Annotated in this window: 13 protein-coding genes; 5 read left to right on the top strand and 8 right to left on the bottom strand. The window is 68.3% G+C overall.

Going from position 1 to position 13,297, the window contains the following annotated elements; all coding sequences use genetic code 11:
- Positions 1-43: 43 nt before the first annotated feature.
- The 3 genes from ACQEVO_RS17520 to ACQEVO_RS17510 all read right to left on the bottom strand — a co-directional run bounded on the left by ACQEVO_RS17520 (position 44) and on the right by ACQEVO_RS17510 (position 2,810).
- Positions 44-1,009, bottom strand: a complete 966-nt coding sequence (locus ACQEVO_RS17520) for a peptidase (protein ID WP_432914437.1) — start codon at positions 1,007-1,009, stop codon at positions 44-46.
- Positions 1,010-1,011: 2 nt separating this feature from the next.
- Complete coding sequence (locus ACQEVO_RS17515; RefSeq protein ID WP_432914434.1) at positions 1,012-2,277, bottom strand: cation:proton antiporter; 1,266 nt, start codon at positions 2,275-2,277, stop codon at positions 1,012-1,014.
- Positions 2,278-2,354: 77 nt separating this feature from the next.
- Entirely contained in the window at positions 2,355-2,810 is a 456-nt protein-coding gene (locus tag ACQEVO_RS17510; protein WP_432914431.1) for a DUF7144 family membrane protein, read from the bottom strand.
- 268 nt (positions 2,811-3,078) lie between these two features.
- Here ACQEVO_RS17510 and ACQEVO_RS17505 point away from each other — a divergent pair, with 268 nt between their 5' ends.
- A complete protein-coding gene (locus ACQEVO_RS17505; protein WP_432914428.1) occupies positions 3,079-3,498 on the top strand; it encodes a YciI family protein in 420 nt (139 codons plus the stop codon).
- A 12-nt stretch (positions 3,499-3,510) separates the two neighbouring features.
- Positions 3,511-4,839, top strand: coding sequence for an RNA polymerase sigma factor (locus ACQEVO_RS17500; protein WP_432914425.1), 1,329 nt, complete (start codon positions 3,511-3,513; stop codon positions 4,837-4,839).
- Positions 4,840-4,873: 34 nt separating this feature from the next.
- Here the strand turns inward: ACQEVO_RS17500 and ACQEVO_RS17495 are convergent, their stop codons facing one another.
- The gene (locus ACQEVO_RS17495; RefSeq protein ID WP_432914422.1) at positions 4,874-7,042 is read right to left on the bottom strand and encodes an elongation factor G-like protein EF-G2; all 2,169 of its coding nucleotides are present in this window, start codon (positions 7,040-7,042) and stop codon (positions 4,874-4,876) included.
- Positions 7,043-7,305: 263 nt separating this feature from the next.
- Between ACQEVO_RS17495 and ACQEVO_RS17490 the strand changes: the two genes are divergently transcribed.
- Complete coding sequence (locus tag ACQEVO_RS17490) at positions 7,306-7,755, top strand: MmpS family transport accessory protein (RefSeq protein WP_432914420.1); 450 nt, start codon at positions 7,306-7,308, stop codon at positions 7,753-7,755.
- Positions 7,756-7,818: 63 nt separating this feature from the next.
- Here the strand turns inward: ACQEVO_RS17490 and ACQEVO_RS17485 are convergent, their stop codons facing one another.
- The 4 genes from ACQEVO_RS17485 to ACQEVO_RS17470 form a co-directional block, all read right to left on the bottom strand.
- Positions 7,819-9,342 carry an acyl-CoA synthetase gene (locus ACQEVO_RS17485; RefSeq protein ID WP_432914417.1) on the bottom strand — a complete coding sequence of 508 codons (1,524 nt, stop codon included), beginning with the start codon at positions 9,340-9,342 and terminating at the stop codon, positions 7,819-7,821.
- A 62-nt stretch (positions 9,343-9,404) separates the two neighbouring features.
- The gene (gene couM, locus ACQEVO_RS17480; RefSeq protein WP_432914414.1) at positions 9,405-9,872 is read right to left on the bottom strand and encodes a p-hydroxycinnamoyl-CoA hydratase; all 468 of its coding nucleotides are present in this window, start codon (positions 9,870-9,872) and stop codon (positions 9,405-9,407) included.
- Between the two features lie 23 nt (positions 9,873-9,895).
- The gene (gene couO / locus ACQEVO_RS17475) at positions 9,896-10,789 is read right to left on the bottom strand and encodes a 4-hydroxyphenyl-beta-ketoacyl-CoA hydrolase (RefSeq protein WP_432914412.1); all 894 of its coding nucleotides are present in this window, start codon (positions 10,787-10,789) and stop codon (positions 9,896-9,898) included.
- An 8-nt stretch (positions 10,790-10,797) separates the two neighbouring features.
- Positions 10,798-11,709 carry an SDR family NAD(P)-dependent oxidoreductase gene (locus tag ACQEVO_RS17470; protein WP_432914410.1) on the bottom strand — a complete coding sequence of 304 codons (912 nt, stop codon included), beginning with the start codon at positions 11,707-11,709 and terminating at the stop codon, positions 10,798-10,800.
- A 180-nt stretch (positions 11,710-11,889) separates the two neighbouring features.
- Here ACQEVO_RS17470 and ACQEVO_RS17465 point away from each other — a divergent pair, with 180 nt between their 5' ends.
- Positions 11,890-12,327 carry a MarR family winged helix-turn-helix transcriptional regulator gene (locus ACQEVO_RS17465; RefSeq protein WP_432914407.1) on the top strand — a complete coding sequence of 146 codons (438 nt, stop codon included), beginning with the start codon at positions 11,890-11,892 and terminating at the stop codon, positions 12,325-12,327.
- A 113-nt stretch (positions 12,328-12,440) separates the two neighbouring features.
- Complete coding sequence (locus ACQEVO_RS17460; protein ID WP_432914405.1) at positions 12,441-13,274, top strand: PaaX family transcriptional regulator; 834 nt, start codon at positions 12,441-12,443, stop codon at positions 13,272-13,274.
- The last annotated feature ends 23 nt before the right edge of the window (positions 13,275-13,297 follow it).

Genomic DNA, 13,297 nt, shown 5'->3' with positions numbered 1-13,297 from the left:
TACCCGGCGGGTTGCCGGTTTCGCCGCACCCGCGCCGGAGCCGTCATTGCGGGAAAAGGGTCAGCGCCTGCGCCATCACGTCCCGGGCGACGCCGTCGGTGGCGGAGGTGACCTCCACGGCCGGAATGCGCGGAACTCCCTCCGTGCTGTCCAGCGGTAACTCCGGCCCGACCTGGGCGTGGTAGATCGGGATGCTGGGGTCGTACAGCGAGGTCGAGCGGTAGACGGTGCGACCGTCGAATTTTTCCTCGGTGCCGCGGGCCCGCATCTGTTCGGGGACGCGGTACGCGTAGGTCACCGTGACGGTTTCGTCGCGGTATCGGAACAGGCATTCGGTGAGCCGGCGCTGATCGGTATCGGCGGTGCCGGCCAGTTTCGCACGCACCGCGCACGGGTCGGCGCCGAGGAGAACGGTGTCGACAGTGTCCGGCGACGTGCCCTGGCCCGGTGATTGCCGCCAACGTTCGATCATTCCGGGGAGCAGACCGTCGGCCACGGCACAGGAATCGCGGTCCGGCACGGCGATGCCGAGGTAGAACGCGGCGCCCGCCGGAAAGCGGGCGGTGGCGCCGCAGGCACGCGGATCACCGTCGCGGACGGGGACGAGCAAGGCAAACACATCACCGAGCTGTTTGCTGGTGCCGCGATTGGGGTTGAGCGGCGGCAGCAGTGTCGTATGCCAGGTCAGCGTGGATTCGCCCGCCGGGCCATCGAGGACGGCCCGGCACGAGTCGAGTCCGATCGCGACCTTCCGGATATCACCGAGGCCGAGGTCGTCGAGGGTTTCGCGGGGGAGTAGCGCACAGACATCGAGCTCGCGGGTGGCCTGGGCCACCGCCGCCTGCTGCTCGGGGGTGTCGGCCGGTGCCGACCAGAATTCCGGCGGCGGGCCGGGTTTCACCGGCGCGCCGGCAGAACCGGCGCCGGTGTCGGTACCCGGACCGGTCTGGTCATCGCAGCCCACCACGGCGAGCAGCGCGGCGGCGACGAGTACGAGTATGCGTTTCATCCTCACCCCTGGTTCTCCGGTGTGTACCGAGCCGGGCCCTGGCGTGTGCCGGTGCCGGGCGGCGGTGTGGTGGCCCGGCCGCGCACCCATTTGGCGGCGAGCGGGAACACGAGCACCGTCGTCGCCCCGGCGGCGACCAGCGTCGACGCCATATTCGCGGTCATCAGTTCGCCTCGCACCGCGACCTGGGTGACCGCGACGATGATCGGTAGTCCGGTCGCGGCGTACAGGGCCAGCTGGACCCGTTCATGTGGGAATTCGAGATTGGCGCCGTGCGGAACGAATCGTTCGCTGAACCAGACCGTCGACCCCCGGGCGAATCCGATCGCGAGGACGAACAACACCCACATCAGGGGTTCGTCGGCGACCGCCGCCGGGTCGATACCCATACCTGAGACGACGAAGAAGATCGGTATGAGCAGGCCGTATCCGATGGTTTCCAGCGAATCCTGGATTCCGGGATGGGTTTCGGCGACCAGCCGGCGCAGGATGAGACCGGCCGCGAATGCCCCCAGCACCACATCCAGATCGAAAACCTCCGCCACGGTCATCAGGATCAACAGCAGCAGGAACACCAGCCGCACCGGGAGCCGGGTGGTGCCGGTCGCCAGCGTCGCGATCAGGCGTTCGGCCCCCGCGTGGCGGTCCAGGATCCGCTGCGGAACCCACAGCAGAACACCCGCGGCCGCCGCGAACAGCAGCAGGACCACCAGCGAGGCCAGCAGGTTGTGCCCGGTCAGCAGGATCGAGATCGCCAGGACCGGGCCCAGTTCGCCGACCGCGCCGTGCGCCAGCACCGCGCGGCCGAGCGGCTGGTCGAGTACACCGTCTTCCTTCACGATCGGCAGCAGTGTGCCGAGCGCGGTGGAACTGAGGGCGATGGCGACCGCGATCAAGGCGGTGAATCCGGCGTCGGGCGCGGCCAGCCACACCAGACCGAGCGCCAGCACGAGCCCGACCAGCCAGGTCACCCAGGCGGTGCGCCCGGGTTTGCCGCCGAGCAGTTTCGGGTCCAGTTCGTAGCCGGCGAGCAGGAACAGCATGCCGAGCCCGAGTTCGCTGAGCAGGTCGACGCCCCCGGCGGTACCCGCCAGGGCCAGGGCGTGTGGTCCCAGGGCCACACCCAGCAGCAGAAGCAGCACCACATCGGGGATCGCGCCCCGCAGCAGCCGGGACAGCAGCGGCGCGACCACCGCGGTGGCAGCGATCCAGAACAGCGATACGATCGCCGACGGATCCGTATCCACGGACGCCGCCCGAATCGTCATTCGATCATGGTCGCATCGGTTCGCCGCGGCTCGCGGCGCCGACACGGTGAACGAGTCCTACCGTTGCCATACGAGGTTCAGGCTCGCCCGGTATCCCAGGTGGCGATCGCCCAGATGATGACGATATCGAGCGCGATGATCAGGATCGACCACAGCGGGTAGTAGGGCAGCCAGAGGAAATTCACCACGATCGACAGCGCGGCCAAGCCGATGGCGGTGATCCGCGCCCAGGTCGCGCCCGTCATGAGCGCGAGCGAGGTGAGGATCAACAGGATGCCGAACACGATATGGACCCAGCCCCAGCTGGAGAGATCCAGTTCGTAGGTGTACTGGGGGCCGGCGACGAACACCTCGTCCTCGGCGACCGCGGAGATCCCCTGGAACAGGGTGATGAAACCGGCGGTCAGCAACAACGCGGCGGCCGCGATGGTGGCGCCGCCGGCGAAGGCCTGTTTCACCGGCTGTTCGTCGGGTGCCGCGTGCGCTCCGGCGGGGCCGGTTCCGGGAGCCTGCGCTGCGGGTTGGGTGGTCATGTGGAACTCCCTTCGGGACGGGAGGGGCCACACCGGACCCTGCGAACTGATCGCCGATGACGCCCTCATACGCCGCACACTTCGATTCCCTTGTTCTGCACGGTGAGTATGCCACCGACCAGGTGGTAAACCGTCGAACCGAGCGGTTTCGGTGCCGAGTCGCGATACTTCTGAAAGATTTCCGGCAGGTTGTCGATCCGCCGGTTCCGCGTTCGACCTATGGGTGAAAGGGTCCGGACGGGGCCCGACGACAAAGGGAGACCAGACCATGAAGTACATGCTGATCATGCGCGCGACCGACGAAGCGTTCGCCCAGATGGGCGATATCGATTTCGAGCAGATGCTGGAAACCGTCGGCCGGTACAACGACGAACTCATCCGGGCCGGCGTGTTGCTCGCCGCGGAAGGTCTCGACGATGCCGCAGAAGGGGTGGTCGTCGACTATTCCGCCGAGGATCCGGTGGTCACCGACGGCCCCTACGGCGAGACCAAAGAACTTTTCGGCGGCTTCTACATTCTCAACGTCGCCTCCAAGGAAGAGGCGGTGGAATGGGCCAAACGGATGCCGATGGCGGGCCCGGGCTTCAAAACCGAGATCCGGCGGGTCAGCACGATCGACGAGTTCCCGCAGGACAATATCTGGATTCAGAAGGAGAAGGCCTGGCGCGAGGCCACCGGCCAGCTCTGAGCGCGGCCGACGATGGCCGAACACGAGGGCCGCGACGCGGTCGCCGCGGTGTGGCGGATCGAATCCGCGCGCATTGTGGGTGCCCTCGCCCGCTACACCGGTGATTTCGCCCTCGCCGAGGACCTGGCCCAGGAAGCGCTGGCCGAAGCCCTGGTTTCCTGGCCCCGGGAGGGGGTGCCACGGAACCCGGCCGGCTGGTTGCTCACCGTCGGCAAGCGGCGCGCCATCGACGGTTTCCGCCGGCGTGCCGCCCTCGACGACCGCTACGCCGCTCTCGCCCGCGAACTGGGCGAGGGCGGCGTAGCCGCGGGCAGCGATCCGGCGCAGCAGGCTCGGACGGCGGGCGCGGAACTCTGGGATCCGGACCGGATCGATGACGATGTACTCGCCCTGATGTTCATCTCCTGCCACCCGGTGCTGTCGCCGGAGGCGCGGGTGGCGCTCACGCTCCGCGTGGTCGGCGGCCTGACCAGTGATGAAATCGCGCGCGCGTTCCTGGTCCCGACGGCGACCGTGCAGGCGCGGATCACGCGGGCGAAGAAAACCCTGGCCGCCGCCCGGGTGCCGTTCGAGGTCCCGCCCGCCGCCGAGCGGCCCGCGCGGCTGGTCTCGGTGCTCCGGGTGGTGTACGTGATCTTCACGGAGGGGTCGTCGGCCAGTTCGGGCAGCGATCTGATCCGCGTCGATATGGCGGCCGAAGCACAGCGCCTGGCCCGGGTGCTGACCAGGCTGGTCCCGGACGAACCGGAGGTACACAGCCTGCTCGCACTTCTGGAATTGACCGCCGCCCGTTTCCCCGCCCGCACCGGAGCAGACGGTGCGCCCGTACTGCTGGAACACCAGGATCGGCGCCGCTGGGACCGCAGCGCGATCGGCCGGGGCCGTGCCGCGCTGGCGCGCGCCGGGAAGGCCGGACGCGGGCTGGGTTTCTACGGTCTGCAGGCGGCGATCGCGGAATGTCACGCGGTGGCGCCGTCGGTCGCCGAGACCGATTGGGACCGCATCGTGCTGCTCTACGAAGCGCTCGGCCGGCTGGCGCCCTCCCCGGTGGTCGAGGTGAACCGGGCGGTGGCGGTATCGATGGCCGAGGGCCCGGCTGCGGCGCTGCGGATCGTCGACGATCTGGTGGCTGCCGACGCGTTGCCGAATTCTCATCTCCTACCGAGCGTGCGCGGGGAGCTGCTCGCCCGCCTCGGCCGTGCGCCGGAGGCGCGCATCGAACTGGAACGCGCGGTGTCCCGGTGCGGTAACGCGCGCGAACGTACGGTGCTCGAAGACAAGATCCGACTACTCGACCCACCGACCGGCGGCCGGTCGGCACCGCCCGCCGATGGCGAATGAGAGCCGCCCCATCCACCGGTACCGCGCCGCGGGATCAGCCGGTGCCGACCGGGGCGCCGGCGCGGACCCGTTCCGCCAGCTGAGTGGGTACGTGGTCGTGGCGCAGGTATCGCCGGGTGAAATGCGCGACGCCGTGCGTGAGCGAGCGCAGATCCACCGCGTAGCGGGCGAGTTCCAGCTCGGGTACCTCGGCGCGGATCAGCGTCCGCCCCGCGTCGGCCGGTTCGGTGCCCAGGATGCGGGCCCGGCGCACCGACAGATCGCTCAGCGCCGCCCCCAGATGTTCGTCGGGGACCCGGACCGTCACCTCCGCGATGGGTTCGAGCAGATCGATCCGGCCCTGGGCCGCCGCATCGCGCAGGGCCAGCGCCCCGGCGGTCTGGAACGCGGCATCGGAGGAGTCGACCGAATGCGCCTTACCGTCGACCAGCGTCACCCGCACATCGACCAGCGGGTATTCGGTCGTCACGCCGCGCGCGGCCTGCGCCCGCACACCTTTTTCCACCGAACCCACGAACTGCCGCGGTACCGCCCCGCCGACCACCTTGTCCACGAATTCGATCCCGGAGCCCTCCGGCGCCGGTTCGACCTCGATCCGGCAGACCGCGTACTGCCCGTGCCCGCCGGACTGTTTCACATGCCGCCCCAGCCCGGCCGCCTTACCCGCGAACGTCTCCCGCAGCGCGACCCGGTACTCCTCGATATCCACGGTGACCCCGAACCGGCTGCGCAACCGTTCCAGCGCCACATCACGCTGCGCTTCCCCGAGCGACCACAGCATCAACTGCCCGGTGTGCTCGTTGTTCTCCACCCGCAGCGCCGGGTCCTCGGCCACCAGCCGGGCCAGGCTCTGCGACAGTTTGTCCTCGTCGGCCTTGCTGTGCGCGCGAACGGCCGTGGGCAGCAGCGGGTCCGGCATCTGCCACGGTTCGATCAGCAGGGGAGAACCGATGCCGGACAGCGTATCGCCGGTTTCGGCATGCCCCAGTTTGGTCACGTAGGCGATATCCCCGGCGACCGCTTCGTCGAGCGGGCGCTGTTCCCGGCCGAACGGCGCGGTGACACCGCCGATCCGCTCCTCCGCGTCGTGGCCGGCGCCGGGACCGTGCCCGCAGATGTGCACGGTGTCGTCGGCGTGCAGCGTTCCGGAGAACACCCGCACCAGCGACACCCGGCCCACATACGGGTCCGAGGAGGTGCGGATGACCTCGGCCGCCAGTTCGGCCGCCGGATCGCAGCGCAACGCGACGGGCCGGTCACCGTCCGCCGTATGCACGGCGGAGACCGGGTGCTCGGCGGGAGTAGGGAACCCGGCGGTGACCAGGTCGAGCAGTTCGACGGTGCCCAGACCCTGCCGTCCCTCGTCCGCGGCCGGGGCCGCGAACAGCACGGGATGGAAACTGCCGCGGGCCACGGCCCGTTCGAGATCGGCCACCAGGGTGCTGAGCTCGAGTTCCTCCCCGCTCAGATACCGGTCCATGAGGGTTTCGTCCTCGCTCTCGGCGATGATGCCCTCGATGAGCCGGTTCCGGGCCGTTTCGACGAGCGCCGTATCGTCCGGCGAGCCCGGTACCCAGCGCCGCTCACCGGTCGAATAATCGGCCACCCGCTGTTCCAGCAGTTCCACCAGCCCGGTGGCCGGCCGGTGCCCGTCGGCGGCGGCGGGCCCGTACACCGGCAGATGCAGTGGCAGCACATTCTCGGCCGAACTCCCGCCGAGCAGCGCCTGGCAGGTCTGCGCCATCTCCTCGAAGTCCGCGCGCGCCGTATCCAGATGGGTCAGCACGATGGCCCGCGGCATCCCGACGCTCGCACATTCCTCCCACAGCGCCCGGGACACCCCGCCGACCCCCTCCACCCCGTCGGCCGCCGAGACGACGAACAACGCGGCATCGGCCGCCCGCAACCCGGCCCGCAGTTCACCCACGAAATCGGCGTAACCGGGCGTATCGATCAGATTGACCTTCACACCGCCCCACTGCACCGGGACCACCGACAACTGCACCGACCGGTGCCGCCGCTGCTCGATCTCGTCGTAATCCGACAGCGAAGTGCCGTCCTCGACCCGGCCCACCCGGTTCACGGCACCGCAGGCCAGTGCCAGCGCGTCGACGAGTGTGGTTTTGCCGGCTCCGCTGCCCCCGACCAGCACCACATTCCGGATATCCACCGGCCGCGGCACCCCGTTCGCTCTGTCCACCATGACTCACCGTCCTCGGGAATCGGAACGCGGTTGGTGAAATCTTCCCACCCGGACGCGCCCGGGTCCACGGGCCGGGCGCCCGGCAGGGGCGAGGACGTATCCGTCGGTGACCGCGGCGACCCGTCGAACAAGATCGGCGAGGAGGCGCATCGGCGGGTCGGACGATGTTTATGAGCTGGATAAATAGCGGTGTAACATCACTGAGGGAAATTGTGATCTACCTCCCGATGGCGCGGACGTGCGCCCTGAGCAGAGGAGGTACATTGTCATATCCTTCCGGCGAGCAGCAGGGCCACCAACCGCCACGGCAGACATCGAGATGGCCGTGGATCGTCGCTGGGGTCGCGCTGGTATTCGTCCTCCTCGTCGGCGGGTGTGTCGCGGCGTACGCGATGCTGGTGAACGAGGCGGACGAACAGGTCGAGGGCGACATCACGGTGACCTACCGGGTCGACGGGACAGCCCCCGCGTCCTCGGTGACCTATCTGGGCCCCGACCTCGGCATGGCCCGGGAAACCGGGGTCGCCGTGCCGTGGAGCAAGGATGTGACGATCCAAGGGTGGGGCAAGATCGTCTCGCTGACCGCGAACAACGGCCCCGACGGCGGCGACATCACCTGCCGGATCCTGGTCGGCGGGAAGGTGATGTCCGAACAGACCTCCAGCGGCCCCTATGCCTCGGCGAGTTGTTCCGGGGACGCGGGGGAGCAGTAGCACCGGCGGTTCCCGAAGTCCGGCCGCCGCCGCGGAAGCGGTCCGCCGAACCGCTCCGGGCGCTCACCCGAAGCGGCGCCGCAGTTCGTCCTTGCGGATCTTGCCCGTCGCATTCCGCGGGATCTCGCCGAGCACCACCATGGACTTCGGGATCTTGTACTTGGCCAGCCGGGGCGTCAGGAATTCGACCAGTTGCTCATAGGTCGCGGTGCCGTCCGGACCGAACGTCACGGCGACGCGCCCGACCTCACCCCATTTCGGATCCGGCACCGCGAACACCGCGCAGCTCTCGATCCCGGGCATCTCGAGGATCGCGGACTCGACCTCCGCCGGGTAGATGTTCTCACCGCCGGAGATGATCATGTCCTTGAGCCGGTCGACGATGCGGACGAAGCCCTCGTCGTCGGCCACCCCGATATCACCGGACCGGAACCAGCCGTCCTCGGTGAACGCGGCCGCGGTGGCTTGCGGGTTGTTCCAGTACTCCCGCATGAGATTCGGGCCGCTGATCTGGATCTCGCCCCGTTCACCGGCAGAGACAGGCCGGTTGTCCTCGTCGACGAGACGGACATCGGTGAAGAAATGCGGGACACCCGCCGTGCCGAGTTTGCGTTCGGCATTGTCGGCGGTGAGCACCAGCGTGCTGGGACCGGCTTCGGTCAGGCCGTACCCCTGGCACATGGTGATACCGCGGTCGGTGTAGGTGCGCAGCGTCCGCGGCGGCACCGGGGCCGCCCCGACGAGGATCCGGCGCAGCGCGGACAGATCGGTGTGCGACCACCGGTCGTGCGCACTCATCCGGTCGAGCATGGTCGGCACGGCGAACGCGTAGGTCACCCGTTCGCGCTCCATGGTCGCGAGCACCCGCCCCGCATCGAAACCGGTATCGATGATCACCTGCCCGCCCGTGAGCAGGGTGGGCAGCGCGACCATATCGAGTGCCGCGGTGTGGAACAGCGGTGCGTAGACCAGGGCGGTCTCGTCGCTGCGCAGATCGAGGTCGAGGACCGCGTTCAGCACGGCGAAAACGATATTGCCGTGGGTGAGTACGACACCTTTGGGCCGGCCCGTGGTGCCGGAAGTGTACATGATGAAACACGGGTCGTCGTGGCCGACCGGCTCGTCGATCCGGTCCCGGGCGGACCGCTCGATCAGCTCCTCGTAGCCCGGGGTCGCCCGGCCGTCGTCGCCGCCGTCCAGCAGCACCCGCCGGTCGACCGCTGCCGCATCGGCGGCCGGCACCGCGACCGCGGCGAATTCCGCGGAGTGAATCACCGTGCTCGCTCCGGAATCCCGGAGTACGTACTCCACTTCGCCCGCGGTCGAGCGGGCATTGAGCGGGACGAAGGTGGCGCCGAGCAGCCCGCAGGCGAACAGGGCTTCGAGATAGGCGGGGTGATTCGCACTGAGCAGCGCGACCCGATCACCCCGGCGGACACCCAGCGTGCGTAAACCGTGCGCCAGCCGGGTGACCCGGTCGTCGAGGTCGCGGTAGCTCGTCGGTACTCCGGCGAAGGTGATCGCGGTCTTGTCCGGGCACAGCCGGGCGCGGCGCAGGGGCCAGGAACCGGTGCCGTGGTTGCGCATGGGACTCCTTCGGATGCCGGGTGATCGACCCGGGTGTGGCAGGTCCGGATTGTGGGCTGGGGCTACTCGAAGAAGCGGTAGACGGCCTCGGCGACCACCGCCGGGCGTTCGGCACCGTCCAGCTCGATCCGGGCATCGACGGTCACCTGAACACCGCCCTTCGGCAGTTGCTCGGCCTTCTGCAGTGTGGCGTTCAATCGGACGCGGCCCCCGGCGGGAACGGGATTGGTGAAACGGACCTTGTTCAGGCCGTAGTTGACCGCCATGGTCACACTGTCGACCTTCAGCACCTCGTCCCACATCGGGATGATCAGCGACAGGGTCAGATAACCGTGCGCGATCGGCCCGCCGAACGGGCTCTCTGCCTTCGCGCGTTCGGGATCGACGTGAATCCACTGGTGATCGCCGGTGGCGTCGGCGAACGTATCGATCCGGTCCTGCGGGATCTCGATCCAGGAACTGGTGCCGAGGGACCGGCCTTCGAGTGCGACGAGGTCGGCCAGCGTGGCCACATGGGTGGTGGTGCTCATGGGGTTTCTCCAGTGTTCGGAAGTCAGCGGGTGATGCCGAGCGCGCGTAGGGCGTTCTCTTTGAAGATCAGTGGTTTCACCTCGGGCTTGATCTCGAGGTGCGCGAAATCGTTCATCCAGCGGTCGACCTGGATGACGGGGAAATCGGAGCCGAACAGAACCTTCGACCGCAGCACCGTGTTCGCGGCCCGCACCAGTTGCGGCGGAAAGTATTTCGGTGACCAGCCGGACAGGTCGATGTAGACGTTGGCCTTGTGCGTGGCGATCGCGATCTGCGCGTCTACCCACGGCACCGCGGGATGCGCCAGGATCAGCGTCAATTCGGGAAAATCCGCGGCGACATCGTCGAGCAGCATCGGATCGGAGTAACGGAGTTTGATGCCGTGCCCGCCGGGCAGTCCCGCGCCGATTCCGGTCTGCCCGGTGTGGAAGATGGCGGGCACCCCGGCTTCGGTGAGCGCCTCGTAGAGCGGGTAGAAGGCCGGATCGTTCGGCTCGAACGCCTGCATACTGGGGTGGAATTTGAAGCCGCGCACGCCGAACTCGGCGACGAGCCGGTGGATCCGGCGCACCGCTGCTTTCCCTTGCCAGGGATCGACGGATCCGAACGGGATGAGTACATCGTTGTGTTCGGCGGCCTTCTCGGCGATCTCCTCGACCGAGTTCGGTGCGTGCCCGCTGCCGGCGGCGGCGTCCACGGTGAACACCACCGCGGCCATCTTGCGTTCGCGGTAGTGGCCGGCGATCGAGTCGATGGTGGGGGTGCGTTCCGCACCGGATTTGAAGTATTTCGCCGAGGCCGCCATCAGCTCGTCGTCGAGGGAGCGGTGTCCGCAACCGTCGATTTCGACGTGGGTGTGGATATCGAGAGCTTCGATGGTGTCGAAGTCGATACCGTATTCGTAGCGTGTGGTCATCGCGGGTATCACTTTCCGCCGGTCAGTTCGGCGGGGAACTCCTCGCCGACCGACTCGCGGTGCCCGGCCAGTTCCGGCCATGCGGCGGCCAGGTCTTCGGCGCTCCAGCCCGCGTCGTGGTAGGTGATCGCGCTGAGCGCGGGATGGGTCCACAGGGCGACCCGGTCGCCGCCGATGGCGAAGGCCTGGCCGGTGATCTCGGCGGCCTCGTCGCTCGCCAGGAAGGTGACGATTCCCGCGGCGTCGCCGGTGGTGCCCATACCGATATCGCGACGGATCAGCGGCGGCAGGGTGCCCGTCTGCTTCATCTCCTCGATATAGGGCCGGAACAGCGGAATGGTCTCGGTCATCGCGGTGACCGCGACCGGGCAGACGGCATTGGCGGTGATACCCGCGCGCTGGAGTTCCATCGCCCAGGTGCGGACCATGCCGACGATGCCGGCCTTGGCGCCGGAGTAGTTGGTCTGCCCGAAGTTCCCGCGCTGGCCGGCGGGGGATCCGACGCAGATGAGGCGGCCGCCCTCGCCCTGTTCGCGGAACCGGAGCACGGCTTCGCGGGCGCAGGTGAAGGTGCCGCGCAGATGCACGGAGATCACATCGTCGAAGGCGTCGTCGCTCATCTTCCAGAGCACGGTGTCGCGCAGGATGCCGGCATTGGTGACCATGATGTCGAGCCGGCCGAACTCCTCGACCGCGGTGGCGACCAGCCGCTGCGCGGTCTCGGTGGGGCCGACCGGCGCGACGACGGCGACCGCCCGGCCGCCGGCTTCCTCGATCTCGGCAACGGCTTTATCGGCTGCTTCGGCGTTCACGTCGTTGACGACGACCGCCGCGCCGTGCCGGGCGAGATCTGTCGCGTAGGCCAGGCCGAGGCCCTGTCCGCTGCCGGTGACTACGGCGACCTTGGTGCTGAGATCCACTACGTGCTCCTTCGGATTGTGGTGCCGATAACAAGGAAACATCTATAGTTGAAAAAGTCAATTATTGATTTCTGCTAGCCTATGTCCGCTATCACCGCAGGCTGCGGCACGGGGTGCGATTCGGCACCTTCGCTGCTGTGGCCGCTGTCGTCGGCGGGTTACCGCTTCCGAGGAGGCTCGATGAACCAGTCCCAAGGTGTCCGGCTGATGGACGACCTCGGCTTCCTGCTGTCGCGGGCGGGAGGTCTCGTGGCGGGGGCGGTGAACAAGGCGCTGGTTCCGATCGGGTTGAAGGTGCGTCCCTACTCGGTGCTGGTGCTCGCCGGAGAGAACCCGGCGGGAGTGAACCAGCGGGCGGTGGCGCTCACGATGGGGCTCGACCCCAGTCAGATCGTCGCGCTGGTCGACGAGCTCGAAGGGCGGGGCCTGGTCGAGCGGATCGCCGACCGGGCCGATCGGCGCAACAAGCTGATCGTCACGACCGAGGCCGGCAACCGGTTGCTGGACGAGGCGCGCGCGCTCGTGGCGGAGGCCCACCGCAAGTGCTTCGGTGACTTGCCGGAACAGGTGCTCGACGATCTGCGCGAGGCGCTGCGGGTTCTGGTGTCGGCGGGCTAGAGTCCGGTTCGACGCCGGGGTTGCCGGAGTGTCCGGTTCCCCGGGATGGGGCGTTTCGCTACCGCCGGCATTGCGGCGTGTATATGGTCATATTCATGACGCATGCAGAAATTATGCCTAACGACCTTGCGTCGTCGGTGAAACCACAGAGCGTTCTGCTCACGGTCCTGGGCCGCTACGTCCTCGATCGCGACATGGTGGTGAGCACGACCAGCCTGATCGATGTCCTGGCCTCGATCGGGATCGGCGAGCACGCCACCCGCTCGACCCTCAATCGCATGGCCAAACGCGGGCTGCTCACCCGGCATCGGGCCGGCCGCAATGCCTATGTCGCACTGACTCCCCGGCTCACCGAGATACTGCGCGACGGCCATATCCGGATCTGGCGCACCGGTGCCGTGGAGGCGAACTGGGACGGGTCGTGGACCATGCTGACCTTCACCTTTCCGGAATCGTGGCAGCGTCAGCGGCACGATCTGCGGGCGCGGCTGCAATGGGCGGGTTTCGGGTCGATCCAAGGTGGTCTGTGGATCGCGCCCGCCGGCACCGACGTTCGCGAGGTGCTCCGGGGTATCGAGGGCGCCGATCGGGTGCGCGTGTTCCGGAGCCGGGCCGACGCCGAGACCGATATCCCGGGGATGCTGCGCGACGCCTGGGATATCGCCGGGATCTCCGCCCTGTACAGCGATTTCATCGAGCGCTGGAGCGATCCGGAGCGGACGCGCTCGCACAGCGCGCTCGGCGTGCAGTTGCTGCTGGTGACGGAATGGCTCGAGGTGATCCGCCAGGATCCCCGGCTGCCGCTGGAACATCTGCCCGCCCCGTGGCCCGCGGCGCCCGCCCAGCGGTTGTTCCACGACCTGCACGACCGGCTGGACGCCGTGGCCCGGGGTGAGGCCGCGCAGCGGCTGGATCTCCGGTCGCCGGAATCGCTACCGCGCCGCTGATATTCGTCATTTTGTTGACGGTA

This window comes from Nocardia sp. CA-290969 (genome assembly GCF_050936135.1).
In the GTDB taxonomy this organism is placed as follows: Bacteria; Actinomycetota; Actinomycetes; order Mycobacteriales; family Mycobacteriaceae; genus Nocardia.
This window is presented reverse-complemented; position numbering and strand designations above follow the sequence as displayed.